This is a genomic window from Peribacillus sp. TH27 (assembly GCF_016650915.1).
GTDB lineage: Bacteria > Bacillota > Bacilli > Bacillales > DSM-1321 > Peribacillus > Peribacillus butanolivorans.
The window spans coordinates 1027654-1052275 of record NZ_JAEKEV010000002.1 but is presented as its reverse complement, the minus strand read 5'-3'; the positions used below and the strand labels follow the sequence as shown (position 1 = coordinate 1052275).

The 24622-nt window shown below is 36.2% G+C and carries 23 protein-coding genes, 2 pseudogenes and 1 riboswitch; of the genes and pseudogenes, 14 read left to right on the top strand and 11 right to left on the bottom strand.

Annotation, left to right across the window (positions count from 1 at the left end):
- Positions 1-57: 57 nt before the first annotated feature.
- Positions 58-246, bottom strand: coding sequence for a hypothetical protein (locus JFU24_RS06370; protein WP_201224957.1), 189 nt, complete (start codon positions 244-246; stop codon positions 58-60).
- A 204-nt stretch (positions 247-450) separates the two neighbouring features.
- Between JFU24_RS06370 and JFU24_RS06365 the strand changes: the two genes are divergently transcribed.
- On the top strand, positions 451-612 hold the full coding sequence (locus JFU24_RS06365; RefSeq protein ID WP_200949483.1) for a hypothetical protein: 162 nt from the start codon (positions 451-453) through the stop codon (positions 610-612).
- A gap of 556 nt (positions 613-1168) precedes the next feature.
- On the opposite strand, the gene corA is transcribed toward JFU24_RS06365, so the two are convergent.
- From corA to JFU24_RS06350, 3 genes and pseudogenes are all read right to left on the bottom strand, one after another.
- Positions 1169-2140: a magnesium/cobalt transporter CorA gene (corA, locus tag JFU24_RS06360; RefSeq protein WP_201181223.1), complete on the bottom strand. Its 972-nt coding sequence runs from the start codon at positions 2138-2140 to the stop codon at positions 1169-1171.
- Between the two features lie 220 nt (positions 2141-2360).
- A riboswitch (M-box (ykoK) riboswitch) is annotated at positions 2361-2522 on the bottom strand.
- Positions 2523-3344: 822 nt separating this feature from the next.
- Positions 3345-3515 (bottom strand): annotated as a pseudogene (locus tag JFU24_RS06355) (cation transporter dimerization domain-containing protein); the annotation flags it as partial.
- A gap of 157 nt (positions 3516-3672) precedes the next feature.
- Complete coding sequence (locus tag JFU24_RS06350; RefSeq protein WP_201224955.1) at positions 3673-4149, bottom strand: S-Ena type endospore appendage; 477 nt, start codon at positions 4147-4149, stop codon at positions 3673-3675.
- Between JFU24_RS06350 and JFU24_RS31245 the strand changes: the two genes are divergently transcribed.
- Together JFU24_RS31245 and JFU24_RS06345 are read left to right on the top strand one after the other, a co-directional pair.
- On the top strand, positions 4132-4620 hold the full coding sequence (locus JFU24_RS31245) for an S-Ena type endospore appendage (RefSeq protein ID WP_446728154.1): 489 nt from the start codon (positions 4132-4134) through the stop codon (positions 4618-4620). The two genes, JFU24_RS06350 and JFU24_RS31245, sit on opposite strands and share 18 nt — an antisense overlap.
- 587 nt (positions 4621-5207) lie before the next feature.
- Positions 5208-5489 (top strand): hypothetical protein, encoded by a 282-nt coding sequence (locus JFU24_RS06345; protein WP_201249735.1) that lies wholly within the window; start codon positions 5208-5210, stop codon positions 5487-5489.
- A 312-nt stretch (positions 5490-5801) separates the two neighbouring features.
- On the opposite strand, the gene JFU24_RS06340 is transcribed toward JFU24_RS06345, so the two are convergent.
- From JFU24_RS06340 to JFU24_RS06325, 4 genes and pseudogenes are all read right to left on the bottom strand, one after another.
- On the bottom strand, positions 5802-6224 hold the full coding sequence (locus tag JFU24_RS06340; RefSeq protein ID WP_201249734.1) for a hypothetical protein: 423 nt from the start codon (positions 6222-6224) through the stop codon (positions 5802-5804).
- Positions 6225-6359: 135 nt separating this feature from the next.
- Positions 6360-6593, bottom strand: a pseudogene (locus tag JFU24_RS06335) (IS110 family transposase); the annotation flags it as partial.
- 524 nt (positions 6594-7117) lie between these two features.
- Positions 7118-7600: a DUF2690 domain-containing protein gene (locus tag JFU24_RS06330; RefSeq protein WP_201181217.1), complete on the bottom strand. Its 483-nt coding sequence runs from the start codon at positions 7598-7600 to the stop codon at positions 7118-7120.
- A gap of 387 nt (positions 7601-7987) precedes the next feature.
- Complete coding sequence (locus tag JFU24_RS06325; protein WP_201249733.1) at positions 7988-9040, bottom strand: LuxR C-terminal-related transcriptional regulator; 1053 nt, start codon at positions 9038-9040, stop codon at positions 7988-7990.
- A 180-nt stretch (positions 9041-9220) separates the two neighbouring features.
- On the opposite strand from JFU24_RS06325, the gene JFU24_RS06320 reads away from it, so the two are divergent.
- From JFU24_RS06320 to JFU24_RS06305, 4 genes are all read left to right on the top strand, one after another.
- Positions 9221-10675 carry an amidase gene (locus JFU24_RS06320; protein WP_201249732.1) on the top strand — a complete coding sequence of 485 codons (1455 nt, stop codon included), beginning with the start codon at positions 9221-9223 and terminating at the stop codon, positions 10673-10675.
- 683 nt (positions 10676-11358) lie between these two features.
- On the top strand, positions 11359-11643 hold the full coding sequence (locus JFU24_RS30140) for a YqaI family protein (RefSeq protein WP_342214675.1): 285 nt from the start codon (positions 11359-11361) through the stop codon (positions 11641-11643).
- Positions 11644-12431: 788 nt separating this feature from the next.
- Positions 12432-12893 carry an NUDIX hydrolase gene (locus JFU24_RS06310; RefSeq protein WP_201249731.1) on the top strand — a complete coding sequence of 154 codons (462 nt, stop codon included), beginning with the start codon at positions 12432-12434 and terminating at the stop codon, positions 12891-12893.
- Between the two features lie 664 nt (positions 12894-13557).
- Entirely contained in the window at positions 13558-15090 is a 1533-nt protein-coding gene (locus tag JFU24_RS06305) for an esterase/lipase family protein (RefSeq protein WP_397444178.1), read from the top strand.
- A gap of 258 nt (positions 15091-15348) precedes the next feature.
- Here the strand turns inward: JFU24_RS06305 and JFU24_RS06300 are convergent, their stop codons facing one another.
- Together JFU24_RS06300 and lexA are read right to left on the bottom strand one after the other, a co-directional pair.
- The gene (locus JFU24_RS06300; RefSeq protein WP_098174826.1) at positions 15349-15636 is read right to left on the bottom strand and encodes a hypothetical protein; all 288 of its coding nucleotides are present in this window, start codon (positions 15634-15636) and stop codon (positions 15349-15351) included.
- An 808-nt stretch (positions 15637-16444) separates the two neighbouring features.
- Positions 16445-17068, bottom strand: a complete 624-nt coding sequence (lexA, locus tag JFU24_RS06295) for a transcriptional repressor LexA (RefSeq protein ID WP_053345509.1) — start codon at positions 17066-17068, stop codon at positions 16445-16447.
- Positions 17069-17223: 155 nt separating this feature from the next.
- Here lexA and yneA point away from each other — a divergent pair, with 155 nt between their 5' ends.
- The 7 genes from yneA to JFU24_RS06260 all read left to right on the top strand — a co-directional run bounded on the left by yneA (position 17224) and on the right by JFU24_RS06260 (position 22715).
- Complete coding sequence (gene yneA / locus JFU24_RS06290) at positions 17224-17535, top strand: cell division suppressor protein YneA (protein ID WP_201181210.1); 312 nt, start codon at positions 17224-17226, stop codon at positions 17533-17535.
- 19 nt (positions 17536-17554) lie between these two features.
- The gene (locus JFU24_RS06285; RefSeq protein WP_201181209.1) at positions 17555-18211 is read left to right on the top strand and encodes a YneB family resolvase-like protein; all 657 of its coding nucleotides are present in this window, start codon (positions 17555-17557) and stop codon (positions 18209-18211) included.
- 64 nt (positions 18212-18275) lie between these two features.
- Positions 18276-18509, top strand: coding sequence for a DUF896 domain-containing protein (locus tag JFU24_RS06280; RefSeq protein WP_201181208.1), 234 nt, complete (start codon positions 18276-18278; stop codon positions 18507-18509).
- A 233-nt stretch (positions 18510-18742) separates the two neighbouring features.
- A complete protein-coding gene (tkt, locus tag JFU24_RS06275) occupies positions 18743-20746 on the top strand; it encodes a transketolase (protein ID WP_201181206.1) in 2004 nt (667 codons plus the stop codon).
- Positions 20747-21042: 296 nt separating this feature from the next.
- Entirely contained in the window at positions 21043-21483 is a 441-nt protein-coding gene (gene sirA / locus JFU24_RS06270) for a sporulation inhibitor of replication protein SirA (protein WP_201249729.1), read from the top strand.
- A gap of 84 nt (positions 21484-21567) precedes the next feature.
- Positions 21568-21783: a YneF family protein gene (locus tag JFU24_RS06265; RefSeq protein ID WP_034312934.1), complete on the top strand. Its 216-nt coding sequence runs from the start codon at positions 21568-21570 to the stop codon at positions 21781-21783.
- A gap of 776 nt (positions 21784-22559) precedes the next feature.
- Positions 22560-22715 carry a hypothetical protein gene (locus JFU24_RS06260; RefSeq protein WP_201181202.1) on the top strand — a complete coding sequence of 52 codons (156 nt, stop codon included), beginning with the start codon at positions 22560-22562 and terminating at the stop codon, positions 22713-22715.
- 849 nt (positions 22716-23564) lie between these two features.
- On the opposite strand, the gene JFU24_RS06255 is transcribed toward JFU24_RS06260, so the two are convergent.
- A complete protein-coding gene (locus JFU24_RS06255; protein ID WP_056523817.1) occupies positions 23565-24326 on the bottom strand; it encodes a GTP cyclohydrolase II in 762 nt (253 codons plus the stop codon).
- Between the last annotated feature and the right edge of the window lie 296 nt (positions 24327-24622).

Below are 24622 nucleotides of genomic sequence, written 5' to 3'. Positions count from 1 at the left end.
TTCGAGTAGTTTACTGAAAGAATAACGCTTTTTTCATTTTGGGGGAAATTCGTTTCATTAGCTTGATGGGCATGTGACTGTACCCCTATATGGTAATTGCATTACAATATTTCCTACTGCACCGTTATCACCTACATAAGAATCTTTAAATTGAAATATATCCTCATTTACATTATTTGAATTACATCCGTTTAAGAAAAGTAATATCAATAGCGAAAAGAAGAAAAATTTTGTTATTTTCTTCATTTCTTATCCCCCTTAAATTCAATATTTAAATTCACCTCCTACAATGCCTTCAAAGTCGTCAATTTCCATCTTTTGAATTCCCTGACCATTGCTGATCCTAAGCCAAACAACTATACCACCTCTAGCAAAATAATTAACATATCATATTCAAGAAAGGTTAGTTAGCTAAAAGCATATGTTTTATTGAAAGGATGTGATCGAATTATGGATCGGAAGAAATGGGGCGTTGGAGGATTAGTATTCGTTGGCTGCATGTTTCTTGGTGGAGGAGTGGGAGATTTGTTAGGAAGTTCCCACAACGGATGGCTGATAGGAATGGGTGTTGGATTTCTTGGGATAGCTTTAACGAGACTGATTGGAAAATGATCTTCTGCAATTTGGCCCTTTTGCTGAATAAGGTTTCTAAGGAACACATGAATGCTCTATACTAGTTAACATAAAGTCAACTATAAGAAGATAGCAAAAACGCCAAACCCATATGGTTCAAGAGTTTGGCGTTTGTGTGTTTTTTATCCTTTATTCAGGATTTTATACAACCTTGATGTAGCAAGGGTTTGCTAGATGATCGATAAAAAGCCCTAGATTTACCACTAGAGCTTTTTCTATTTCATCTTTATTTATCTAATTATGAAAGCTGTAGGTTCGTAAAAGTAGACAATTCTGAACGGTGCTATTTCTTTACAAAACAGCCAGCTTTAGTGTTCGTTTTAGTAATAAAACAGTTTGCGAACGTTCGCAAATTAACATTAACTTTTACGAACTATGAATAAATAAAATTAGGTGTTGATTTCCATGAGTTTGCAGGAACATTTTCATCTAAATAAAAGGTACCCAACCTCTTTTGAAATGGGTACCCATTTTATCCGAAGGTACTCAAAAGATTACACCTTTTGGAGACCTCTTTAATTTGAATATTTTATAATTATAACAGGCGATTTTTTTTAAAGTATTTCCACATGCCCCAGGTTAAAATGACTAAGATCCCTAAAATGATAATCGTTGAGAATGGAGAATCTTGATAGGGTAAAGGAACATTCATTCCAAAAAAACCGGTTACGAAAGTTAATGGTAACATTACGGTTGAAATGATGGTCAAAACGTTTAACTTTTCAGAGGATTTTGCGTTAATAATGGAATAATACGTCTCCAAAGCACTGTTTACAAGATCTCTGTACGTTTCAGTAGAGTCCACTATCCTCTCGAGATGGTCAATTAAATCCACATAAAACGGCGCATTTTCTTCCCGTATTTCAAACTTCCACTTTCCGTCCACAGTCATGAAGATCCTACGCTGAGGAAGGATGACGCGTCGAATTAAAATGATTGTTCTTTTTAGTGCAAGGAATTCTTCTGTCACTCCCCTTATTTCTTCATCGTAAATCTCATCTTCTAGTTCATCAATACGGATGTTAATGCGGTCAAGAATCGGAAAGTATTCATCCGTTATGCCGTCTACAAGAGCATACAAAAGAAAATCTGCACTCTTATCCATGTATTTTGTGTTCTTAGAACAAATCACATCCATCTGGCCAAGCCATTTCAATTTTTCTTTATGGATTGTCACTACGTAATTGGGGCCGACAAATACGTTTAACTCTAGGGTCGTAATTTCCTTATCTTCTTCCTCGTTATACCGAAGGGCATGTAAAACGAAGAACTGGTAATCTTCGTAGTTGTCAATCTTAGCCCGAGGACTGTCATGCAGGCAATCCTCAATTGCTAAAGGGTGAAAATCAAAAATCTTTGCCACTTTATATAATTCAGGGGTTTTTACATCGTAAATATCGATCCACAACAAATTATTAGGATGTTTTAAATGCTCTTGCACGTTAGATAGGTTAAACTCAGTGGTCATCTCTTGGTTCTCATGATCGTATAAATACATTTTAATCATATTACATTACACCTCGCGTTATAGATCAAGGCATTAAAGGTTATGAGTCTTCTTAGTTGTTACAAGAGGACATGAACACCTTCGTTGCCTCTTTCTTGTTGTCGACTTGCGTTTTTCCAACGAATTGGGGTCGTCAGTGCCCATGCATTCCTCACCTCCAAAATATAAAGGCTCCTTTCACACAGAAAGGAGCCCATAAAAAAACAAAAAAAATGCTTAAATGTTCTCCCCTTGTTGAGTTTTAGCATTGTATAGCATAGGTTTTACCAGCTACATTAAGAAAAACCATAATCCGATTTTTCCTGTTGACCCATCGGCGCCTTTCGACATTTTTGGGATGCAACGTATCTCTATACAGGAGCCTCACCTAACAGAAGACTATTCAACTAAAGTTAACCCTAAGGTTAGAAAATAACCATTAAAAGATGAGTTCACTCCATTTATAGAGGTAATTGTTTGGGTAAGACAAGATTGCTCAATGGATTTGTTTTTCGATGTTTCGCAGATGATAAGGAGTTTCAAGCGTTATTTAGTGATAAAGAATACTATTAAGATGAGTTCCCCGGTAACATGATGGCTGCTAAAAAGGTTGGTCCTGTGTCTTCAGTAGCTCCAGTCGCTTGAGGGGATAAATGATAATAATACTTTTTTATTTAAATCATGTTTGCGTTAGAAGAGGTTATATCACCAGTTTATGTAAAAGGATGAAAAGAGTTTGGACAAGTACCTAAATAGAAAAATTCATTGGAATCGAGGGTTCCAATGGATTTACTTCTGATAAGGTGGTTTATGTAAACTAGCTTGCTTGTTTGAATGACTTATTAAAAACAGCGAGACTTTGTTAAATAAAAGATTGGAGGAAGATTAGCTATCGCACCTCCAACCTTATTGATAATCACTTTGGAACTAATTGTTTATTAAGATTTAAACAGAGTATTTGCAGATATTTTTTGAAGGACGGGTTATGGTACTAATTCAGTGCCGTTTAAAAAAGAGGTTTATTTTTTTCTTTAAGGGGTAGCGTCAGGAAAATGCGGTTTTACAACGTTAAGGAAATTACAATATTAAAAAGGCTAATTTCTCACATTAAATTGAGAAAATAGCCTTTTTTCATTACTCCATTGAAGCGATCTATTATGAAAGAACAATCCTAGCACACGGGAGTTGCAAATAGAAGAAAGATAACATATTAATTGTTAACTTATTAATTTGGCTCTACATGGACATGAACACGATACACTCCGTAATCTTTAACTATTATTTCCTCCACATGGGGTGAAATATCATGAGCTTCTTTGATATCTAACGTAGAATTAACAAGAATGACAACATCTATCACTTCATTATTTCCGTAGTTTCGCTCTTTAATTTTTTTATGCAACTAACGGGGCAGGTTAGCTGAAGAAGCCGACCAATAAAGGTCGGCTTTTTTCATACTATTTTGCAGCAGCCTTCGTAACCGCCGCCGTATCCTGAATAATCATAAAGCAGAAATTCAAAGGCTCAATGGTGAATTGGATTATTCGTCTTAACTAAGCGCATTTTACGCAATAGTGCAAATCTAATACTAAACTTCCTGTTGCGTTGGCTTCAGGTGTTGCTCCTGTAAGACTTTCGATAGTAATGGTTTTCAAATCTTCAACGAAGATCGTTTCCGAGCGACCAGGTGTAACAACGATGGTTGATGTCGTGACTCCCGTTGTATAGTCAACATTAAAGACGGAAGAAGTACTGGTATTAACTACGGTAAATGAACCATTTATTACTAACCCCGTTGGATTAGTAAAGTAGGTAAGAGGAGTAACGCTCGGAGTAGGTTGGAAAATGGGATTACATTGTTGAATGTTGACAATTTGCTTGGACACATTATTACAAAAATTAAACACGGCAGAACTTGATGAATTTCCACACATAATATCACCACCTCTTTTCATAGTATGTAAAGCCTGTACATTTTTAACTGGTACAAGGCCTATTTTCCCGAAAAATGGATGTTTGTTGTGGTGCATTCGGCTGAATTCCTCATACAAAGTTATATGGGGGGAGCTGGCTTTATGGGAAAGAAGTGCAAACGAAAAAAAAACAAAGATTGCGAATGTATCTGTCACTCCAAAAAGAAAAAACGGAGTAGAAAATGTCCCCGGAAAAAGCTTATTTGCATACACAGATGTGTTCCCATTAACCAAAAATGTGATGACGTTACGACACAAACGTATTTTTGTGCCTCGTCGGATTCCAATATAAAAAATCCTTCGGGAACCATCACAATAATAAACACTAGTAATTCATGTGCAATGCAAGTTACCATAACAAAATTGTCCAATGATCATGAGGATATTGATGTTGCTCCGAATTCATCGTTTACTGCAATTGTCGCTAATCTAAAATCCGTAAAAATCTTATGTAAAAGTCAATCCAATAATGATATATATTGTACTGGTTCTATGGAGTTGGATATCCATTACACTTTAATGTTCTAATTTTCTACAGCCGGCTGCAAACTACTGATTGGAAAGAGAATTTTACCAACTTTGACTAAAGTGTTTTTTTAGAAAAATAGTTCAAGAACTCGTTTGTATCTTAAATTTCAAGCTTTAAGTCTTAGTGAAAGACACTAAATATGTTTTCTAGGCATTATTCGTTTCTTCTTCGGTAATGCCGATATACCGCAAGGTAACAGAAGGATGGGAATGATGCAGGATCCATTGCAACATGGCAATATCCTTCGTGGCTCGGCATGGGACTTTGAGGATTTGGTTTCCTCGGCATGCGTATGGGTATTGAGAAAGTCAGTTAACATTAAATCCTAATAATCTACACCTACTTTCCTTGTCCACATTTCAATGTATTCAAGGAAAAGAATGTCGTATAGGTACGCGTAATGGATAAGCTAAATATACTTGTGTTGTTGAACTAACGGGTGCGTTAGCTGAAGATCAGGGCTGTCTTTAAGGCAGACTTTTTCTTTTTGGAACTAAAGGGGTAGTTTAGTTTAAGAAGGATTATCTTAAGATTAAAGTGAATTACTTATTATAAAAATTTTTTATAACTCAATAGGAGAGAAATAATGGAATTTCCAGAAGAATTAGACCTAATTTCTGTATTTGGAGCTATTCCTAAGAGGAAAGATGAGACAGATGCTTTTTATTACGACACATCAACTTTTGTTTTAGAAAATGAAAAAGAAATATATGAGATTATCCTTTCCCCTTTTTATCACGAATTTACTTTAAGTGTTAAGGAAAAGAAAACAAATAAAGTATGTCATATATTGAATTACTTTCTGTTAATAAAATTGAAATTGTGGAAGAAAAAAGGAGCATTCAAAAATTCGTTTGTTTCACGGTGATTCGGACAGATATGTAAATATTATCGAAATAACTTTAAAGCCTAGATTCAATATGATTTTCAGAGAACAATACTGTTAATTTTTTTCACTAACGGGTTCTTTACTTCAATAAGGGAGGTTGCTGTGGCAGCCTTTTTATAATGGAACTAGAGAGGTAGTTTAGTTGAAAAAGCTTAGTATAAACGCACAGTGAATGACGTTTGCTTTCACAATAGGGCTGTATGGATATGTGTAGTACAGTCTCTCAGTTTATTCGTACTATGCGGTAATGCGATATCATCCTAAAGATGATCCATTAAAAGTCTGTTATCTTTAAAAGATGCTCTTTACAGTTGCATTATTAGGATCAATCATTAATATCTCTTTAGCTATTTCATTAGCTGCCTCTTTACTTAATAACTGTTCTGGCAAGTCATAAAAAAGCAGTAAATATTCCTTAAAACTAATATCGTCAGGAGATAATTCTGCAGCCTTTCTCGCATGAAAACAAGCTGTTTGATATGCCCCCTTTATATTGTTTAGTGCCATACTAAGTAGAAATGATGCCAAATGATGTAATTCTGAGGTCTCCTTATCAAGTAATAAGTAATTCACAAAACTATATGGTGAGATATTTTCATCATCGTAGGCAACAATAAAAAGAATCTCTTTAAGATTTTCCGCGTCTATATTCAAAGCAATGTGTTTTGCTTTAACAAAATCACCATTAACTATTGCTTGCTTAAAGTTATCCATTAAAAGTCTCCTCTATCACAATCTCTTTTTAGTTAATTAAATAACTTCATTTCTTCTTCAACCAACCTTCCCAGGAAGTTTTACCGCACAGTTTGTGTCAACTCTACAATAAGTCATAATGAACTCCCTCAGTTTAACCATCGTGGTGTCTAGGTTTTTCATGTGTTTTAGTTCCTTGATCCAGTTTAGTAATCTAGTAAAACCCTCTTCGTTATTTTCAAAAGACAAAGGTTTCCCGATCACAATGCCCCGATAGTTTACAGCACGGGCCACGTGTACGTGTTGGGCGATATCCACACCAACAACTAGATGTTGATCCGTAATTCTTTCAATTAGTTGATTTTGTTTGTTTTGTATTTTAAAATTCATAGTAGGGCTTCCTCCTTAAGACTTTGAGTTAGATTGGACTCTATACTCGTATCTTACTGAGGGGCTCTATTTTTTTCAAACCTGTATAACTTATAACAGCAACTCAATTTTTATAAAAAAGATTGATTAAAAAATTTATAAACGTTGTTAAATCAACGTTTCACATCAAATATAGCCCATATTTCAATCAATCTTTTTTCAAAACGATACAACTTTATTAGGGGCACGGAAACGATTCGAGGATTAAGGGGCCACATTCCAATTGTTATAAATCGAACCAAGTAATCGAATTAACAAAATTAATGCGGATTCTACCATATTTCAACAGGACTTAAAAATGCTAATTGAACCTTGGCTAACTGTTAAACAATATGATGAAAAAGATATTAAAGAAAAAGTGTGATCAACAATAAGATAAGTCTTTTCAAACAAAGCCCTGAATCTTCTACTTAGCGTAGAAAGTTCAGGGCTTTTTATTCCAAAAATTGTCTTAGCGTATTCGCGTTTTGTCGGCAGGACCCCTATTAATAGTATCCAGTAATACCATAAGCTTCAAAAGGATTCGAGCTTGTTGATCGATATCCTTCTGCTTTCGCATAATTTCCCACTGGATCATCAACCATGGGGGTATAACATGATTTTTGTCCGGAAAGTACTTTTCCATTTCCTCCAGAACTATTACAATCATATGATCGGAGCTTTATTGAATGATCGGAATTAAACTGGTGAATAAAGGCATTCCCTGTATAACCGGATGGCAAGGCAGAATTAAATGTAGTTTTCGCCCAAGCAGACTTACAGGATGGACTATATTTTACCTGAATTGTTCCAACAATGGTTCCATTATCCTTCTTCACACTCGTAGAAACTGCCGTGTAGGCATCATTTTGACAACCAGTAGAAACTGGACTCTTCCCGTTATAACTTGCAGCCTCTACATTGGGAATAGAAAATGACATTGTGGTTAACGCCAAAAATGAAAGAAATACGAACAATTTTTGTTTCATTATAATCCTCCCCTTAATATTATTTTTTAAATACTCTGAAAATTTTAACATTATGCGTATTTATAATCTATATAACTAAACTACTATCTTATTTAACAATCTGGCCCTTTAACGGAATCATTTTATTGTCATGAAACATCTAATTCTTTATTGAAGAAAAGGGACTTGGACATTGGACTATTACACAATTACTTAATTATCTTCAGGAAATGAACGCTAACGGTTAATTTACATTCACTTATACATAGTATGAAATAATAAAAAATACGATTCTAAGGTAAGAAGAACCTTCCTTTGTTGAAAGTATTCATAAACCACCTGAATCTTGTAACGAAGTTTAAATATAGATGGAGTTCATCAACAACGAACTCTTCTGGTTCATTGCCTCTAGTCTCTCATCATAACTAGATAACTTAAACTCGTTCGATTTTTTACCCCTAATTTACGATAAATATTTTGAAGGTGACGCTTCACTGTATTTACGCTAATGAAAAGCTCTTTTGATACTTCCTCATTGGTATATCCTTTAGTAATGTATGCTAGAATATCTCGTTCTTTAGTGGTTAGTTTTTCTTCGATTAGATGGTGTACTTCTTTTTCATCACTTAGACTTAAGTAAGCTACGTAATGATCTTTTGAGATGTCAGCCTTCATAATATAAATCGTAACTTCTTGCCGGGTAGGCAATAGAATCTTGCTGATTAAGCCTAGTTTCCAGTTTTCTTTCCATATCACTTCCTGCAAAAATTGCTGAACAGGGTTTCGAATAACTTGGGATGCAAAATGGATAGAGCAGATTTCCTTAGCCGCAGAGTTTGCATGATAGATAGTCATGGCGGAATTAAAAAGAATTTGACCAGTGGATGAGGCGTTGGAAAGCATTTCTAGTGTTTTCTTTTGAGCCCCTATTTCTTCTAGTGAAAGAAAGTTCGCTAAAGAAAATGATATGGACTTAGCCAATATCTCTAATATAAAAGTATCCTTCGCATTAAATGGCTCTTCGTGCTCATATCGAACAAGGCCGATTGCACCTAACAGTTTTGCTTGATGGACTAGATATACGCCTAATTCGTCATAAAATCCGTACTCCTTCATAAAGGACTGATAGTATAAGCTTTTCTCGTATTTAAAAGTGCTCATTACATCATTTATGGTAATAACTTGTTTGCATCTCATTTTTTCTTTAATATTCATTGGATATAAAATATCCATTTGGTAGTACTGACTACAGTAAAGATCTATAATATGGTCGTGAATATTATGGTTTGTTGGGTCAACCAAATGTCCATTAGATTCTGATATCCAGAATATAGATTTGTCATATCCAAACGTAAGGGATAAAGCTTGAAGAACCTGTCTTCGGTATATGTCAGGTGATACCATGGTTTCATGAAGGACACGATGTATATCTTCATAATCTTTACGAGACAACTTTTCCATTTTGATACCCTCCACACAAATCAAAATATTCCAACTCCATTATATTGAATTTTGCAACCGATTTCACCTAAAAGTAGTACATTCTCCTCCTTTTTTGGTCCTTTTAGGTAATTGGCGAGTTCACCTCGCTTAATTATACTGAAAATATATAATATTTTAAAAAAACAGGAGGGATTTTTGATGAAGTTTTCGGAGTATCTTCAGTATGATGGTGTTGGTTTAGCAGAGTTAGTAAAAAGTAAGGAAGTCACCCCTGAGGAGCTGATAAAAACAGCCTTACATGCTATAGAAGAAATAAATCCCAAGCTGAATGCTGTAGTTAGTATTCAAAGGGAAAACGCGAAACGTGACCTGGAAGCTTTACCAAATGGACCGTTCAAAGGGGTTCCCTTTCTCATCAAGGAAATGGCTCTTCATGCCTCTGGCATCCCTTCCCGAATGGGGAGTAAACTAGCTGATGGTTTCGTACTCCCTCATGACACAGAATTAATGGCACGTTTCCGCAAAGCTGGTTTTGTAACCATCGGGACGACAGCCACACCTGAATTTGCATTTAATGCGACTACTGAATCTATTCTCTATGGCCCTTCACGTAACCCTTGGAATAATGAAAGGAGTTCAGGAGGTTCCAGTGGTGGATCGGGAGCAGCTGTTGCGGCAGGAATTGTACCTCTTGCTCATGCCAACGACGGTGGTGGATCGATTCGAATTCCTGCCTCTTGCAATGGACTCATTGGGTTAAAACCTACACGAGGTCGTATACCAACTGGTCCGGATATGGGAGAGGTGCTTTGTGGACTTGGTATTGAATTTGCGCTCACACGAACCGTGAGAGATACGGCAGCACTACTTGATGCTGTAACAGGCCCAGATCTAGGCTGCTATGCTTGGGCTGAACGCCCTACCACTCCTTATCTTAAGGAACTCTCTACACCACCTCAACGTCTTCGAATTGCTTGGACAGACAAACCACTTTCCGGTGTACCTGTTAATCCAGAATGTAATAAAGCTTTATATGAGACTGTGAGACTTTGTGAAGAACTGGGACATGAAGTAGTGGAAACTACTCCATACATTAATAACGAACAGCACATGCTGGCAACAGTTCGACTATGGACAAGTAATCTGGCAAATATGATGGATAACGTGGCCCAGTTTCTGGGGAAAAATCCATCCGAGGAGAATTTAGAAGCTACAAGCTGGGCTTGCTATCAGCATGGAAAATCGATGACAGCTGTCGAATTGTTGCAAGCTTTGGATATTATGAATATGGTGTCAAGAACAATCGGAGATTTTTTTAAAGACTATGATGTTTTACTAACTCCTACCACGGGACAACCACCTCTTCTTTTGGGTCAACTTAATGCCAATGCCCCAGGAGTAAGTGCAGAACAATGGACGGAGCAGATCTTTACTTACGCTCCATTCACAAATGTTTTTAACACCACCGGACAACCAGCTATCTCGCTTCCGCTTGCTTGGAGTCATAATGGTTTACCTATCGGTATGCAGTTTGCTGGTCGATTTGGGGAAGAGGCCACTCTCCTTAAGCTTGCTCGCCAAATCGAAGAGGCTCGACCTTGGAAAGACCACCGTCCGCCTATGGTAAAAGAGTTCGTAGAATCCCAAGGGTAACCTTCACAAATAAAGGTTCACCACTAAAATATAGTCCATCGGACTGTCGAAAATGTCTCGACAGTCTTTTTTGTTGGAAACAAAAAACTGATTCTTCTAGTTCGTTTATTCCCCTATAAATCCCCGTTTGCATTCCGAGAAGGGAACCCACCAACTAAAAGCTCAAAACATACGCAAAGTGTTGTACAGAAAAGGAAAATGAACCATACATTGAAGACCTTTCATATCTTTTGAAATGGGCTTCAAAAACCGTCCTATAATTGATTTAGCCTGTGGAACAGGCAGAGCAACAATTCCTTTAGCAAGTAAAGGATATAAACTAATAAGTTGAGCCCTCAAGTCTTATGTAAAGAAGAATAAATTTCTTTTTTTTGCACCTCAAAACCGAACCCGTTACTGGAATTTGAAGATTTTTTCTTTTTTTGGACGAGAATCAACAAAGAATTTCAGTAAAAGTGCATAGTGTAAGAGAAACCAGCTTCAACTTTCTATATATTAATTAGCAATTCACGAAATGTTGGGGTACCCCTTTAGAGGTAAGGGCCAGGATAACTCTTGCGCAAAGTATCTCGTTTAGTTTTCAAATCGTAGACAAACACTTGACAAAAGAAAAGAAGAGCTTATCACAGAAATTAATTTACCTGTTGTTGGTGTGAAATACGAGTATAAAGGTGGCGAGTTAAGTGCCTAAAGAAATCAAACATCCAAAAATTTCTCAGACTCTAAAGATAGGTTTTCTTAGCTTTAAAGCGCAACCAGAACATGCAGGCATTGATTATTATGGCCATGGAATTTTATTGGGTGATTCAATTGTAATGGATCCATCCACAGGTGAAGTTGTGTTGAAAGTAAACCTAGATAGTTACTTTAGTGAAGTTTACGGTTTTTTATTTAAAACTGCTGATAAAAAAAGAACTCTTGGATCAAACCCAGAAAGACAATCTATTTGTTTTTGGAAGGCAACATGAGTTATCGAAAAGAAAGGATTTAATTAAATCTATGAAATGAATTATTTAGTACACTAAGACTAGGAGCAATTGGCGCAATCGAAGAAATTGCAAATAAGATTAATAAAAATATTTGAGCTCTCTTTCCTTTGTAGGAGATAGGGCTTGTTCCTTATAGAAAGACAAATCATCCTGAATTTCATGTCAAATATCGATAATAATACACTAATTTCAATTTAATAATTTTCTCTAAGAAATTGTACTTTAATCTTTTGGATACATTCGGATGTGCAATTGTAACTGTCCAGGGAGATATTTACCTAATAAAGTAATATCGAAGAAGGTAATAAGTACATAAATAAGTATAAAAATGTTAAATTCTCTAGCGCAGGTTCTTTACTAATTGTTCCTATCTGCTTCTGTTCAATAGTTGTGTGCTATATTTGAAGTTGAGATGCTGTCACCCTATACTTTGTATGGGAATTAATTCGACAAATCATAGAAAACTTCTATACTATCGGGAATTCACTACTCCTAAGCAAAAGAAAAGTTGAAGTTGTGAAAAAAAGACTTTGGGGAAAATACAAAACAAATGGCTTTTTTATGAAGAAATCTTATTCTGAAAATAGGCAAATATACGATCTAACTAGAAGAACAAAATAAGAATCAGTATAGGTCAATCTAATTATTGTTGGCTTTTTTGTTCGATAATGGGATGATGCCACAAGTTAGTAAGCTGATAATGCAGTGATTTAAGAATAATCTAATTAATAATTTAAAGTAATATATTCTATTAGAGGTGTTGGATTATGAGGTCGTTCAAATATACAGTTTGTTTTATTAAGCAAGGGAGTAAATTGCTCATGCTTAATAGAGAAAAAGCGCCAATTATGGGGGTTTGGAACGGTGTGGGAGGGAAAATTGAAAGAGGAGAATCACCAGAGGAAACTGCTCTGTGTGAATTAGAGGAAGAAACTGGTATACACTTAGAAGATTTTTTCTCACAAGGTACAATAACATGGGAAACTGCAGAGGGTGTAATCGAGGGGCTTCATGTTTTTTTAGGTGAGTTAGATAGCAGTCATGTATATGAGACACCAAAGAAAATGCGAGAAGGTATTTTAGATTGGAAGTCAATTGACTGGATACTCGACCCTCAAAACCTTGGAATTCCAGAGAAAATACCTCACTACCTGCCAGTATTATTGGAAAAAGAAGGGGTTCATATCTTCAGCTATATGGATGGTAATATGATACATGAGGCTAATTAGCTATCATTAAACTAGAGCTTTGATAAGTTTAATATGAAAAATGATAAAGTCAGCATAAATATTGTTGGCTTTCTTATTGTGGGGTTGTATTGATTAATTCTATAACATGTAACAAAAGTAAGATTAAATACACTTATCAAATCGGAAATGAATTTTTTAGAAGCGGCTATAAGTAGCACCGAAATAAAACCTATGCCGACCTTTACCTTTATAGCTGAATAATGTTAAGTGTTGTATTGATTGAGTCGACATTTTATAATGTTGGCTTTTTGTTTTCCCATCCTGATGCCGATAAAAATGTTGTAAACTTTTTTTGAACCAAAAATTGGCCGAAGTGCACCTGCTACAGATTTTAGAGATTTTATTTATGAGAGTACCTCTTGAATGAGATGGACCTATGTTTATTAATAAGATATAGATATACTAGTCATACTTTATCTCTACATTGTTGAAGCATCTCTAGTTTTTTTCACTCATTTTTAGAAAGATTGCAGGTAATAGATTGCTAAAGCACAAATATAGACTTAATAAAGACTTGTAAAATGAGAAAAGGAGGTTTTGGATATTCGGAAAATACAAAAAAAGGTCTAGGAGGAGAAAATAATTGAAAAGAAATTTAATTAAATATATCGTTTTTCTAGTCCTCATTTCAACAATATTAGTTATGGTTAAGCCAAACATTACCTCGGCAGGGAAATTAAAGCCGCCATCTGAAACTTTCACACCAGGGGATTGGTTTCTAGGAGATATCCCACCTAATCTAGATGTAAATAAACCACCAATCGTATTTGTTCAAGGAAAAAATGGGAGTTCAACTAGCTGGTACGGAGAAACGGAATATCATGGTGTAAATGATATGTATACAAAAGCATATGAAGCGGGTTACCAAACTGTTTTTGTTCAGCTCTATGATGCGGCTGGAAATGGTTCAGTAAGCCAATATACTAATGGTAGGCTTTTAGCATCAAAACTTGCTGATATCAGTAACCATTTTGGGGGAAGAAAAGTTAATATTATAGCTCATAGTAAGGGAGGGCCAGACACTCAAGCAGCCCTTGTTCACTATGGAGCACATCTTTATGTTGGAAGGGTTATAACTCTGGCTTCTCCTCATCATGGTTCTAACTTAGCTGATTTAGCTTATAGCTGGTATGCGGGTTGGCTGGGTTCGTTGCTTGGTCAAAAAGATGATGGAACATACTCTTTGCAAGTAGGAAAAATGGCAGAATTTCGTTCAGTCACAGATAACCATGTAAACTCTCGAAAAAATAAGTATTACACCGCTACAGGAATGAATAGAGGTCCAGCTCTTTCCGCTTTATCAATGGGAGGACAATATTTATCTTCTTATGGAGAAAATGATGGTCTAGTAAATGTATGGAGTGCAAAATTACCTTATGCTTTCCATTTGTTTACTGATCCAAACTTAGATCACGACAACATACGCATAGGTTCTGCTGTCTTTTCAAGAATTGAACCATACTTAAGAAGTGATTCAATTGCTGGAGTTCCAAGTTTAAATACTAAGTCAACACAACAAGTTCAAGATGAGATTATTAAAACTGATATTTCTCAAACAGTTCATGGAGGAATGCTGCAACAACATGCCTGGATCGAGCAAACCTTCAATGTTAATGAACCAACCTCTGGTAATGTAACGATATACACAGCCTCAGATGATGTAGAGGTGGAATTAATTTCTCCATCTGATCAAACATATTTACCCTCCTTACAAGTAATCTCTACTGAGAATAAATCATCCTTTTTTTCTGGTGCAACTATCCAAACATTTAAAAGAAATAGCCTTGAAGTTGGAAACTGGAAGGTACGAATGAAGACTAAGTCACCAAAAGATGCATTCCTGTTAACAGCACAATTTAATGAAATGGATCCCATTACATTAAGTATGTCCGGGAAAGTAAAACAAAAGGATGCAAAATTCTTAATAAAGACTCCGATGAAAAATAAATATAAGTCAACTAGCACCACCTTTACTGTTCATCTTATTGATGAAGATGGAAATGAAATTGCTAAAAATAGCTCAATAAAAGAAATTGATACAGAGAATTTTTCGGGTGCCTTTCCAGAAGTGCCTAAATCAGGTGTTTATAATATAACGATTGATGTAAAAGAAAAAAATATAGATGGTACTGAAAGAACTCGTACTTTGATTCGCTCAGTCTATATTGAAAAATAGAATAAAAAAATTAGGAAATAGCCCTCTCTTTATTGAGAGGGCATCTTGTTTAGGGGATACAGGGAGAAGAGCGTTATGCAGAAGCAATAAGGCTCTCTTTATTTTATTTAAAGATTTCTACTTAGGAAAATTTGTTAATAAAACAATTCGATGTGTGTATTTTTAGGAATTAACTATGTAGCTTAAACTTGAATTCAAAAGGAGAATAAGGTTTAAGAATACTTGCATCTGCAGAAAAAGCTGCAAACCGCTGTTTACTTAATCCTTATTTTGATTAGAATCTCTATATGACAAAATGGCAGTTTTGAGCGCAGCATAATTGCCTATGCTTGCGTAACCATAGAACCAGCCCATGAAAATGCCTGCTACAAAGTGATGACGATGGCTAATGAAAATGGAAATGATTAATCCTAGAACTATAGCAATTGTAGGTATGAATTTTGGAGGGATATGAAACATGATCTTCAAAATTTGAGTCAAGATTATGATAGTTGGGATGGCTATTACTGCATCCCAAAAGTTTGTATGGATGGTTGGGAAATCCAAATAATAACACCACTTTCACGAGAAAGTAAAGGAAGGTTTATTTAATTAATTTTTACCATCAATAAAGTATTTATACCTTAAGATTTAGACCGATTAAGAGGAATGTTTAAATGCTCTTGATTTGACTTGGTTTGAGGGTTTTTCATGGTTCAAAATAAAAAACTTTGAATCCATTACATAATGGTGGATTCAAAGTTTTTTTTGATGTAAGTCATCCCAAAGTTCTTCCATTAAACCATCCATTTCTTTTCTTTATTTATATTGTTCTTCCTAGGATACCTCGATAGTAATACCTTCAAAAGTCAATACGTCTCCGACTTGAGTATTTTTCGGAAGTGAGTTTCTGGACAGTCTTTCCTTTCCCCGTTTACTTGAGCTAGTTCACCTACAAAACGTTCAATTATCTCATAAATCATCCTTTTTCACCGTCTTTACTCTTAAAGATTTAAAGATTGCCCGATACACCTTTTGGACAGTTATTAAACGTTTAACTACAGTAGAAGTAGGAGAGCAGTAAAAAAATGAGTAGGGAGCAAGATTTGGTTTTATGAGTAAAAACTTTCCTTAAGCACTTTCATCCGTACTGAAAGATCGAAACGAGGTATTTTGCCTTTTTAATACATAGGTACTGTTAACTGAAATATGAAGTCAAAGATCGCTTGATAGATTAAAGAGAAAAAGTAGATACTCCTATTAAAAACGATTTCTACTAAAAAATAAAAAATTCACAAAAACATAGTCTTCCATATGCATATTGATGGAATATGGGACATAAATTAGACAAACAAAAAAAGCGCAGTTAGCGCTTTTAGTGTATTTGTCTATACAGGCCTATTACTTTTCCAAGTATCGTGACACCTCTTAAAATAATTGGTTCCATATTTGAATTTTCAGGCTGAAGCCGTATGTAATCCGGTTCCTTAAAGAATCGTTTTACCGTGGCTTCATCATCTTCAGTCATGGCTACTACGATATCTCCATTATTGGCATTGCTCTGTTGTTTCACGATGACATAATCCCCATCATGAATTCCTGCTTCAATCATACTTTCTCCCATGATTTCGAGCATGAATACATGATCATCATGAGGAACCATACTTTCGGGAAGTGGGAAGTATTCTTCTATGTTCTCAATGGCGGTTATCGGCATGCCTGCTGTTACTTTCCCAAGCAACGGCACGTTAACGACATTAGTCTTAGGTATAGTGTTGGCTTCCTCTATGTTTAAGATTTCAATGGCCCTCGGCTTAGTAGGATCACGTCTGATTAGTCCTTTACTTTCCAAACGAGATAAATGTCCATGTACCGTTGAACTTGATGCAAGTCCCACTGCTTCGCCAATCTCTCTTACGGAAGGTGGATACCCTTTTTGGCGAACCTCTTCTTTAATGAAATCAAGAATATCTTGCTGCCGTTTTGATAGTTTAGTCATATGTGCACCTCTTCTCCAAAGTTCTTTGCTTTATTATAGCATGGCCCCTATTTCTATACAAACATAAGTTCGAATTTTGTTGTTGACTGAAACAAACGTTCGTACTATAATCTGGGTATAAGATACGAACGAACATTCGCCTTGGAGGGATATTTATGAAAAAGTTGTACAAAAATTATATTTATACGATTCTATTAGCGGGATCAGTATTTATCTTTTCAATTTTATTCTCCTGCACATTAGACAAAAATCAAAAAAATAATTTTCTTTCAATAGAAGTAAATGAAGGTGATACCTTATGGGAGATTGCAGAAAAATATGAAGAAGCTGATTTGACAAAAAAAGAATTCATTGGTTGGATAGAAGAGCACAACGAAGTCAGTGCAGATTCAATTAAACCTGGTCAAGTCATCGTCATTCCGGTTAAAAGTGAAAAGCTTGTTCAGAATTTGGCAAGTCAGCAGTAAGTAGTAAAGGTAGGGTATTATGAAAGCAGTAATTTATTGTAGAGTAAGTACGGAAAAAGAGTCGCAGGAAACATCGTTAGCTAGGCAGGAAGATGAATTAGTCAAATTGGCTGAGAAAATGGATATGGATGTAGTATCTATTATAAAAGAGCAAGCAAGCGGTTACGAATTAAACCGTGATGGTATTTTTGACATGCTGGATCTATTTAAAACTAAAGAGGCTGAAGTTCTATTAATTCAAGACGAAACGAGACTAGGCAGAGGAAATGCAAAAATTGCTCTGTTTCATGTTGTTCTTAAAGAAGGCGTTAAAATCTATACACTTTCCCATGATGGGGAACTTGAGCTATCGGATTCAGATGCTATGGTTATCCAAATAGTCGGCATTGTAGAAGAATATCAAAGGAAACTACATAATTTAAAAATTAAACGCGGGATGTTACGAGCAGTGGAAAAGGGATATCGCCCTCAAAAAAACCTTCAAAACCAGAGTAATTCTACTGGAAGAGACCGTAAGGAGATACCTATTGAAGAAATTGTTAAACTTCGGGTAAATGGATTGACGTTTGCAGAAATCGCAGCCACGTTAAGGGGCTTTGGCTATAATGTATCCAAAGCTACAGTTCACAGGCGCTTTCTTGAATATCAACAGAATACACCTGAAAGTCAATCATAGAACTTGTAATTTCGCTTTTTTTTTAATACGATGTCAATATCCGTACATTAGAAGGAGCGAAATTATGCTATCAAAAGAAAAACTAGCCCGTATTAATGAACTTTCTAAAAAGGCTAAGGCAGAAGGCTTAACAGAAGTTGAGTCTAAAGAGCAAACCCAATTGAGAAGTGAGTACTTGGAAACATTCAGACGTTCTATGTCCGATACGCTGGAACATGTGAAAGTTGTTGATCCGGAAGGAAATGATGTCACACCTCAAAAAATTAAAAATATAAAGGAAAAAAGAAACTTACATTAATGAATGGGGCTATCTGATGGAACTTTTCATTGGCGGGCCTTCTTATGGTCTTTAGAATTAAAAGGAGAATGCATTCATGTATGTATTCTCCTTTTTAGCTTAACCTAAATAGTGGACTTCTCTAGTTACTAGAAAATTGAAATATTGGGGAAGGATTTAGTGATTTTAGTTGTGATATTAAGCAGGTCACTATAATATAAAGAGGTACATTACAGGAAGGGATGTTTTACAATATGTTAGATAAATTAGATGCACTTTCTATCAATACAATTCGTACATTATCGATTGATGCAATTGAAAAGGCTAATTCTGGTCATCCGGGAATGCCAATGGGTGCAGCCCCGATGGCGTATAAACTTTGGACTGAATATATGAATCATAACCCTAAAAACCCTGATTGGTTTAATAGAGACCGTTTTGTTCTTTCTGCTGGTCATGGATCTATGCTGTTATACAGCCTTCTTCATTTGTCAGGGTATGGCTTATCCATCGATGATTTGAAGAATTTCCGCCAATGGGGTAGCAAAACTCCTGGACATCCGGAGTTCGGTCATACAGCTGGAGTTGATGCGACCACAGGACCACTAGGACAAGGGATTGCAATGGCAGTAGGGATGGCGATGGCAGAACGTCACTTGGCTGAAAGTTACAACCGTGATTCTTATAATGTGGTTGATCATTATACATATAGCATTTGTGGAGATGGAGATTTAATGGAAGGCGTATCTGCAGAAGCCGCTTCATTAGCTGGACATCTTCAGCTTGGAAGACTTGTTGTTTTATATGATTCAAACGATATTTCACTTGACGGCGATTTAAGCCAATCATTTAGTGAAAGTGTAGCTAACCGTTTCAAATCGTATGGCTGGCAATATCTGCGCGTAGAAGATGGAAACGATCTTCAGGAAATTGCGAAGGCAATTGAAGAAGCAAAGACTGACGATGCACGTCCAACATTAATAGAAGTGAAAACCGTAATCGGTTATGGTTCACCAAACCGTTCTGGTAAGTCTGCTGTTCATGGTGCGCCGCTTGGTGCAGATGAGTTGAAACTGACTAAGGAAGCATACAAATGGACATTTGAAGAGGATTTCTATGTTCCTGAAGAAGTGTACTCCCACTTTAATGAAGCTTGCGTCGAAGCAGGCAGTAAAAAAGAAGAAGCTTGGAACGAACTGTTTAAAAATTACAAAGAAGCACATCCTGAGTTAGCTGAACAATTAGAGCTGGCTATAAAAGGTGAATTACCTCTGGAGTGGGACCAGGAAATTCCGGTCTACGAAGAAGGAAAAACATTAGCTTCCCGAGCTTCAAGTGGAGAAGTCTTAAATGCGATTGCCAAAAAGGTTCCTAGCTTTATTGGTGGTTCAGCAGATTTAGCCGGATCTAATAATACAGCCATTAAAGGTGAGACAGATCTATTACCGGGTAATTATAGTGGACGTAACATTTGGTTCGGTGTTCGTGAATTCGCTATGGGAGCAGCTTTGAATGGGATGACCCTTCATGGTGGTTTAAAAGTGTATGGCGGAACTTTCTTCGTATTCTCTGATTATTTACGCCCGGCTATACGTATGGCAGCATTGATGGGTCTTCCTGTTACGTATGTATTTACTCATGACAGTATTGCTGTAGGGGAAGACGGACCGACACATGAGCCTATTGAACAATTAGCTTCATTGCGGGCAATGCCGAACCTTGGGGTAATCCGTCCGGCTGATGGTAATGAAACAGCAGCAGCTTGGAAAGTGGCGATGGAGTCAACTAACAAACCGACTGCCCTTGTTCTAACACGTCAAGGATTGCCAACGATAAAAAACACTTCTGAAACTGCTTATGAAGGTGTTTCAAAAGGGGCTTACATTATATCTGCTTCTAATAAAGATGAAGCGGATGCATTACTTCTTGCGACTGGCTCTGAAGTAAACCTGGCTGTTGAAGCACAGAAAGCATTAGCATCAGAAGGAATTGAAGTTTCTGTTATCAGCATGCCATCATGGGATCGTTTCGAAACTCAATCTAAAGAATATAAACAAAGTGTAATCAACCCGGCTGTTAAGAAACGTCTAGCAATCGAAGTGGCTTCACCGTTTGGTTGGGATCGTTATACTGGCGATGAAGGCGAAATCTTGGCAATTAATCATTTCGGTGCCTCTGCACCAGGTGGTAAGATCATGCAAGAGTTCGGATTCACTGTAGAAAATGTAGTTGCTCGTGTGAAAGAAATGCTTAAATAAAATTCGGAACTGACACCAAACTAGTTTGGTGTCAGTTTTTTTATCGAATCTTCTTAAAGCATGTTGAAAGTGCCCATTATTTACGGTAAATCTTCTATTCGACAAAAAAAGAAAAATATTTCTCCAGCAAACAACATATCTTGTTGGTTTGTCAATATATAATAAGAATAAATAATTTTCGTTTAAATATGTCAATTAAAGGGGAGTAGCCATTATAATATAGAAAATAATGGCGGGTTATCGAAAAATAAAAATGTTCTGGTTTCCAAAATAGGAATGCTAGGAGGCATTGGCTAATGAGAACCTATCAAATTTTTTTAATCGAAGATGAATTTGCCCATCATTATTATGGAAGAGAAAAGCTATTTTTCAATTTGTTTTTGGAGTATATTCAAGCAAGGGGCAGACTGAAGAGTATTTTGCAAAAACAAATCGAATTTGTCACCAAGACAGTCCCTATTATCCAATTGCAGGTAGCCATTGAACAGCGTTTGCAAAAAAAGATGAATTTTTGGTCTCAGAATGGAAAATACTATCTAGAAAAAACGAGTGGATCAAGCAAAGCAGTATTAACCATCCATGATGATTCTATTACCCTTAAAGCTGATGGAGACTATGAAGCGGAGACAGCATTCTTTGAATGTATTCGCAAATACGAAGCGAGTTTTCTGGCCATTGATTTTGAACACGAAAAATATGGTTGGTTAAAACCGATAAAAGAAAGAAAATTTGTCTAAATGGGGGACTTTTCAGTAGCGGGTATTGTATAATAACCTTTGGTCTAGTACACTGATGTTAGACAACATGAAGGAGGAAATAGTATGTGGGTTTACATTCTAGTTGGCGTACTGGCATTGATTGCTGGAGTAGTGCTGGGATTTTTCATCGCTCGTAAATACATGATGGATTACTTAAAGAAAAATCCGCCAATTAACGAACAAATGTTGAAAATGATGATGATGCAAATGGGTATGAAACCATCCCAAAAGAAAATTAATCAAATGATGAGCGCCATGAATAAACAACAAACAAAGTAAACCTTTAGCTTTAGGGTTTATCAATTGATTGATAGCAATTATAAGATAAGCAAATCATAAACTACCTTATAGAGTGAAACTTTCATCATAAATGGCTATTGTTTTTGCTTTATCTTTTATCAGACTAATTCGAAACCTCTTTCTCTGACTGAAACTAAACCAGAGAGAGGGGTTTTTTGTGTTGTTCGTGGAATATGCCAAGAAAGGGTTTACCGAGAAAATCTTGAAGAACAAAAAGCAAGAGATTAAACAGTTGAAGAATTTCCTGTAAAAGAGCTATTACTGAATTAGAAAGTATAACTACTCATGACTTAAAGGCATATATAAGGGTGAAACAAAAAGCAGGTTACAACCTCAAAGTATCGTTTCTATGTTTAAGATGATTAAGGCATTTTTGAGTTGGTGTGAGCGAGAGGAATATATAAAGGTAAACGTTGCGACAAAGGTTGAAGCTCCAAAAGTACCACGGAAATTGTTGAAGGGTTTCACTGCTAAAGAAATGGAGGCGACGATGGAGGCCTCTTTCTATAAAAAAACTATCTGGAAACTAGAAACAAAGCCATACTAGCAGGCTGTGGACTGAGGTCAATGGAGATTAAAGGTTTGCGGTCAGAGAATGTACGAGAAACATTTATCTTAGTTAATGGTAAAGGGCAAGGAAAGAATGGTTTTGATCAGTCCTAATCTTAATTAAATACGAAAGGATCAAGAAGGAATAATTCGATGATAGTGATACCACTAATATTTATTTTTTATCCTACACAGGGGTGTCTCATGTGGCTTTAGACAATGTAAATGGAGATAGTGATACAACTTTTAAGAAACTGAAAATTATTATTAATGAAGGAGCAACCATTGTTAAGCCAACCTCATGCAAGGGATGTCTACTAACTGATGAAAGTAAACCTATAAGTGTAACCATTTCACTTTAGGGGGAGTTACAGGTTGCATTTCATGCTTTCAGTCTCAATTTAAAATTAGTTAATCCTAAAATAATCCAAATTTCATCAACTGTATTTACACTCAAGTTGCCTAGCAAAACAACATACGGTTGTCAGTCTATCAAAATTCTTAAAAAATGAGATGCCCAAAGAAACTTATTTAAGTCTGTGGAGAAAAAGCTAAATGAGAGCATGATTCAGCGGGAAGGGAGTATTCGCAAGGCTGCAAGGTATTGGGCGTTACTATAAGACATTAATCCGCAAAATGAAAAAACACGGTCTTAAACCTCTAGTCAGGGGGGAAGTCTCGCCTGCAACCCTGCCATTCACACTGAAGAAAGCTAGTTCCTTATTTGGACTATAGCTAATATCGATTTCATCTTTGCAACTCAAAAATATTATCCAGGCAATAGCTTCAACACAAGATGATGGTAAGGCTAAGAAAGCAAGAATGTATGCGGGTTTCCTTGTAATTACCCATTGGTATCATTGCAGCCTTGATTGGGATGAATGCCTCAATCGTTTTTCAAAACATCTCGCTAACAGAAGAAACGCTGCTGTCTTTGGGACAGTTGCAGTTTCAACAATTTGGTCGGCAATCCCATTTTTAATAAAGATAATAATGACAAGGAATCTCTGAATTTTCACGATTTGCTACAATTTTTATGGGACTGATTCCAATCCCATTATCGATCTTTGCACGAGAAATATTAAGTACGATCTTCATTGCTAGACTCTGATTCCAACAATTCGGTAAACAATCACAATGACATATACATCAAGGGGATTTGAAACGGTTTTGCCATTCATTAGTACAGCCAATTTCATATAAAAATCAAGTCACTCATTTAGATATACATCTTTTAAATGACCGGAACGTACGACTTTAGTTTCTAAATATTTTTCATTATACTCGGAGATATCTCCCCATAACGGAACTCTCCCTGCAACATTGGCACCTGACTTTTGAAGGGCTGCTAATTTTCTCGGATTGTTGGTGATAAGAGTCACTGGATTGGACCGCAGTTTTTTTAACACTCGAATGGCGTCATCATAGTTACGAGCATCATCAACAAACCCAAGCTCCAAGTTCGCTTCCACCGTATCCAATCCATTTTCTTGAAGAACATAAGCCATGGCTTTACTAAATAAGCCGATGCCTCTTCCTTCGTGATTCGCTAAATAAAATAAAGCACCGGTTCCTTGAGCCGCAATCATTTTCATAGCCTGCTTTAATTGAAATCCACAATCACACCGTTTGCTGCCAAAAATATCGCCAGTATGGCAAATACTATGCATACGGATAAGGGCATCGGCAGAATGCTGAAAATCTCCATACAGTAACACACTGGATTGCTGCATTTCCGCTAAATTGGAAGAGGCCAAAGTTTCAATGATCTTTTCCGTATTATAAGAGCCGTCATCACAAAAATGACCTGCCATATTCTCACAACGTAACCAGCAATACCATTGGAATATGGTTGTTTCGCCTTCTAAGTTAACGGGTAATTTGATAGGGCCTACTAAATAAATGGATTTTTCACCACTTTTAATAACGTTAATTTTATCTTCTAATATCAAAGCCACTTTTTCATTAATCATATAAACTTCCTCCTGATGCTTCAAAATATTATTTTGGGCAATTTATACTACGCTTAACAGTTCTGTTCATATTGTACCCAATCCATTCTTTTGTGAATCTTTTGTTTTAATAAGAGGCAGGAAAGAATAATCTAACCGTTTAAAAGGTTTTTGGATGCTTTCTTTCCGAATTGTTTGAGCATATAGGCATCATCTACAAGTTGAAATAAACCCACGGGGCTGAGAAATAGAAAGAACACCTATGCTACGTGTTCAGACATGTAGTTTAATTTTGCAAAGAATGCTTATTTCGGAAT

What these genes read in the sequence shown, in the direction of transcription:
- JFU24_RS06370 (WP_201224957.1), bottom strand. Translation starts at nt 246, where the DNA reads ATGAAGAAAATAACAAAATTTTTCTTCTTTTCGCTATTGATATTACTT.
- JFU24_RS06365 (WP_200949483.1), top strand. Translation starts at nt 451, where the DNA reads ATGGATCGGAAGAAATGGGGCGTTGGAGGATTAGTATTCGTTGGCTGC.
- corA (WP_201181223.1), bottom strand. Translation starts at nt 2,140, where the DNA reads ATGATTAAAATGTATTTATACGATCATGAGAACCAAGAGATGACCACT.
- JFU24_RS31245 (WP_446728154.1), top strand. Translation starts at nt 4,132, where the DNA reads ATGTTTGTTGTGGTGCATTCGGCTGAATTCCTCATACAAAGTTATATG.
- JFU24_RS06350 (WP_201224955.1), bottom strand. Translation starts at nt 4,149, where the DNA reads ATGCACCACAACAAACATCCATTTTTCGGGAAAATAGGCCTTGTACCA.
- JFU24_RS06345 (WP_201249735.1), top strand. Translation starts at nt 5,208, where the DNA reads ATGGAATTTCCAGAAGAATTAGACCTAATTTCTGTATTTGGAGCTATT.
- JFU24_RS06340 (WP_201249734.1), bottom strand. Translation starts at nt 6,224, where the DNA reads ATGGATAACTTTAAGCAAGCAATAGTTAATGGTGATTTTGTTAAAGCA.
- JFU24_RS06330 (WP_201181217.1), bottom strand. Translation starts at nt 7,600, where the DNA reads ATGAAACAAAAATTGTTCGTATTTCTTTCATTTTTGGCGTTAACCACA.
- JFU24_RS06325 (WP_201249733.1), bottom strand. Translation starts at nt 9,040, where the DNA reads ATGGAAAAGTTGTCTCGTAAAGATTATGAAGATATACATCGTGTCCTT.
- JFU24_RS06320 (WP_201249732.1), top strand. Translation starts at nt 9,221, where the DNA reads ATGAAGTTTTCGGAGTATCTTCAGTATGATGGTGTTGGTTTAGCAGAG.
- JFU24_RS06310 (WP_201249731.1), top strand. Translation starts at nt 12,432, where the DNA reads ATGAGGTCGTTCAAATATACAGTTTGTTTTATTAAGCAAGGGAGTAAA.
- JFU24_RS06305 (WP_397444178.1), top strand. Translation starts at nt 13,558, where the DNA reads ATGGTTAAGCCAAACATTACCTCGGCAGGGAAATTAAAGCCGCCATCT.
- lexA (WP_053345509.1), bottom strand. Translation starts at nt 17,068, where the DNA reads ATGACTAAACTATCAAAACGGCAGCAAGATATTCTTGATTTCATTAAA.
- yneA (WP_201181210.1), top strand. Translation starts at nt 17,224, where the DNA reads ATGAAAAAGTTGTACAAAAATTATATTTATACGATTCTATTAGCGGGA.
- JFU24_RS06285 (WP_201181209.1), top strand. Translation starts at nt 17,555, where the DNA reads ATGAAAGCAGTAATTTATTGTAGAGTAAGTACGGAAAAAGAGTCGCAG.
- JFU24_RS06280 (WP_201181208.1), top strand. Translation starts at nt 18,276, where the DNA reads ATGCTATCAAAAGAAAAACTAGCCCGTATTAATGAACTTTCTAAAAAG.
- tkt (WP_201181206.1), top strand. Translation starts at nt 18,743, where the DNA reads ATGTTAGATAAATTAGATGCACTTTCTATCAATACAATTCGTACATTA.
- sirA (WP_201249729.1), top strand. Translation starts at nt 21,043, where the DNA reads ATGAGAACCTATCAAATTTTTTTAATCGAAGATGAATTTGCCCATCAT.
- JFU24_RS06265 (WP_034312934.1), top strand. Translation starts at nt 21,568, where the DNA reads ATGTGGGTTTACATTCTAGTTGGCGTACTGGCATTGATTGCTGGAGTA.
- JFU24_RS06255 (WP_056523817.1), bottom strand. Translation starts at nt 24,326, where the DNA reads ATGATTAATGAAAAAGTGGCTTTGATATTAGAAGATAAAATTAACGTT.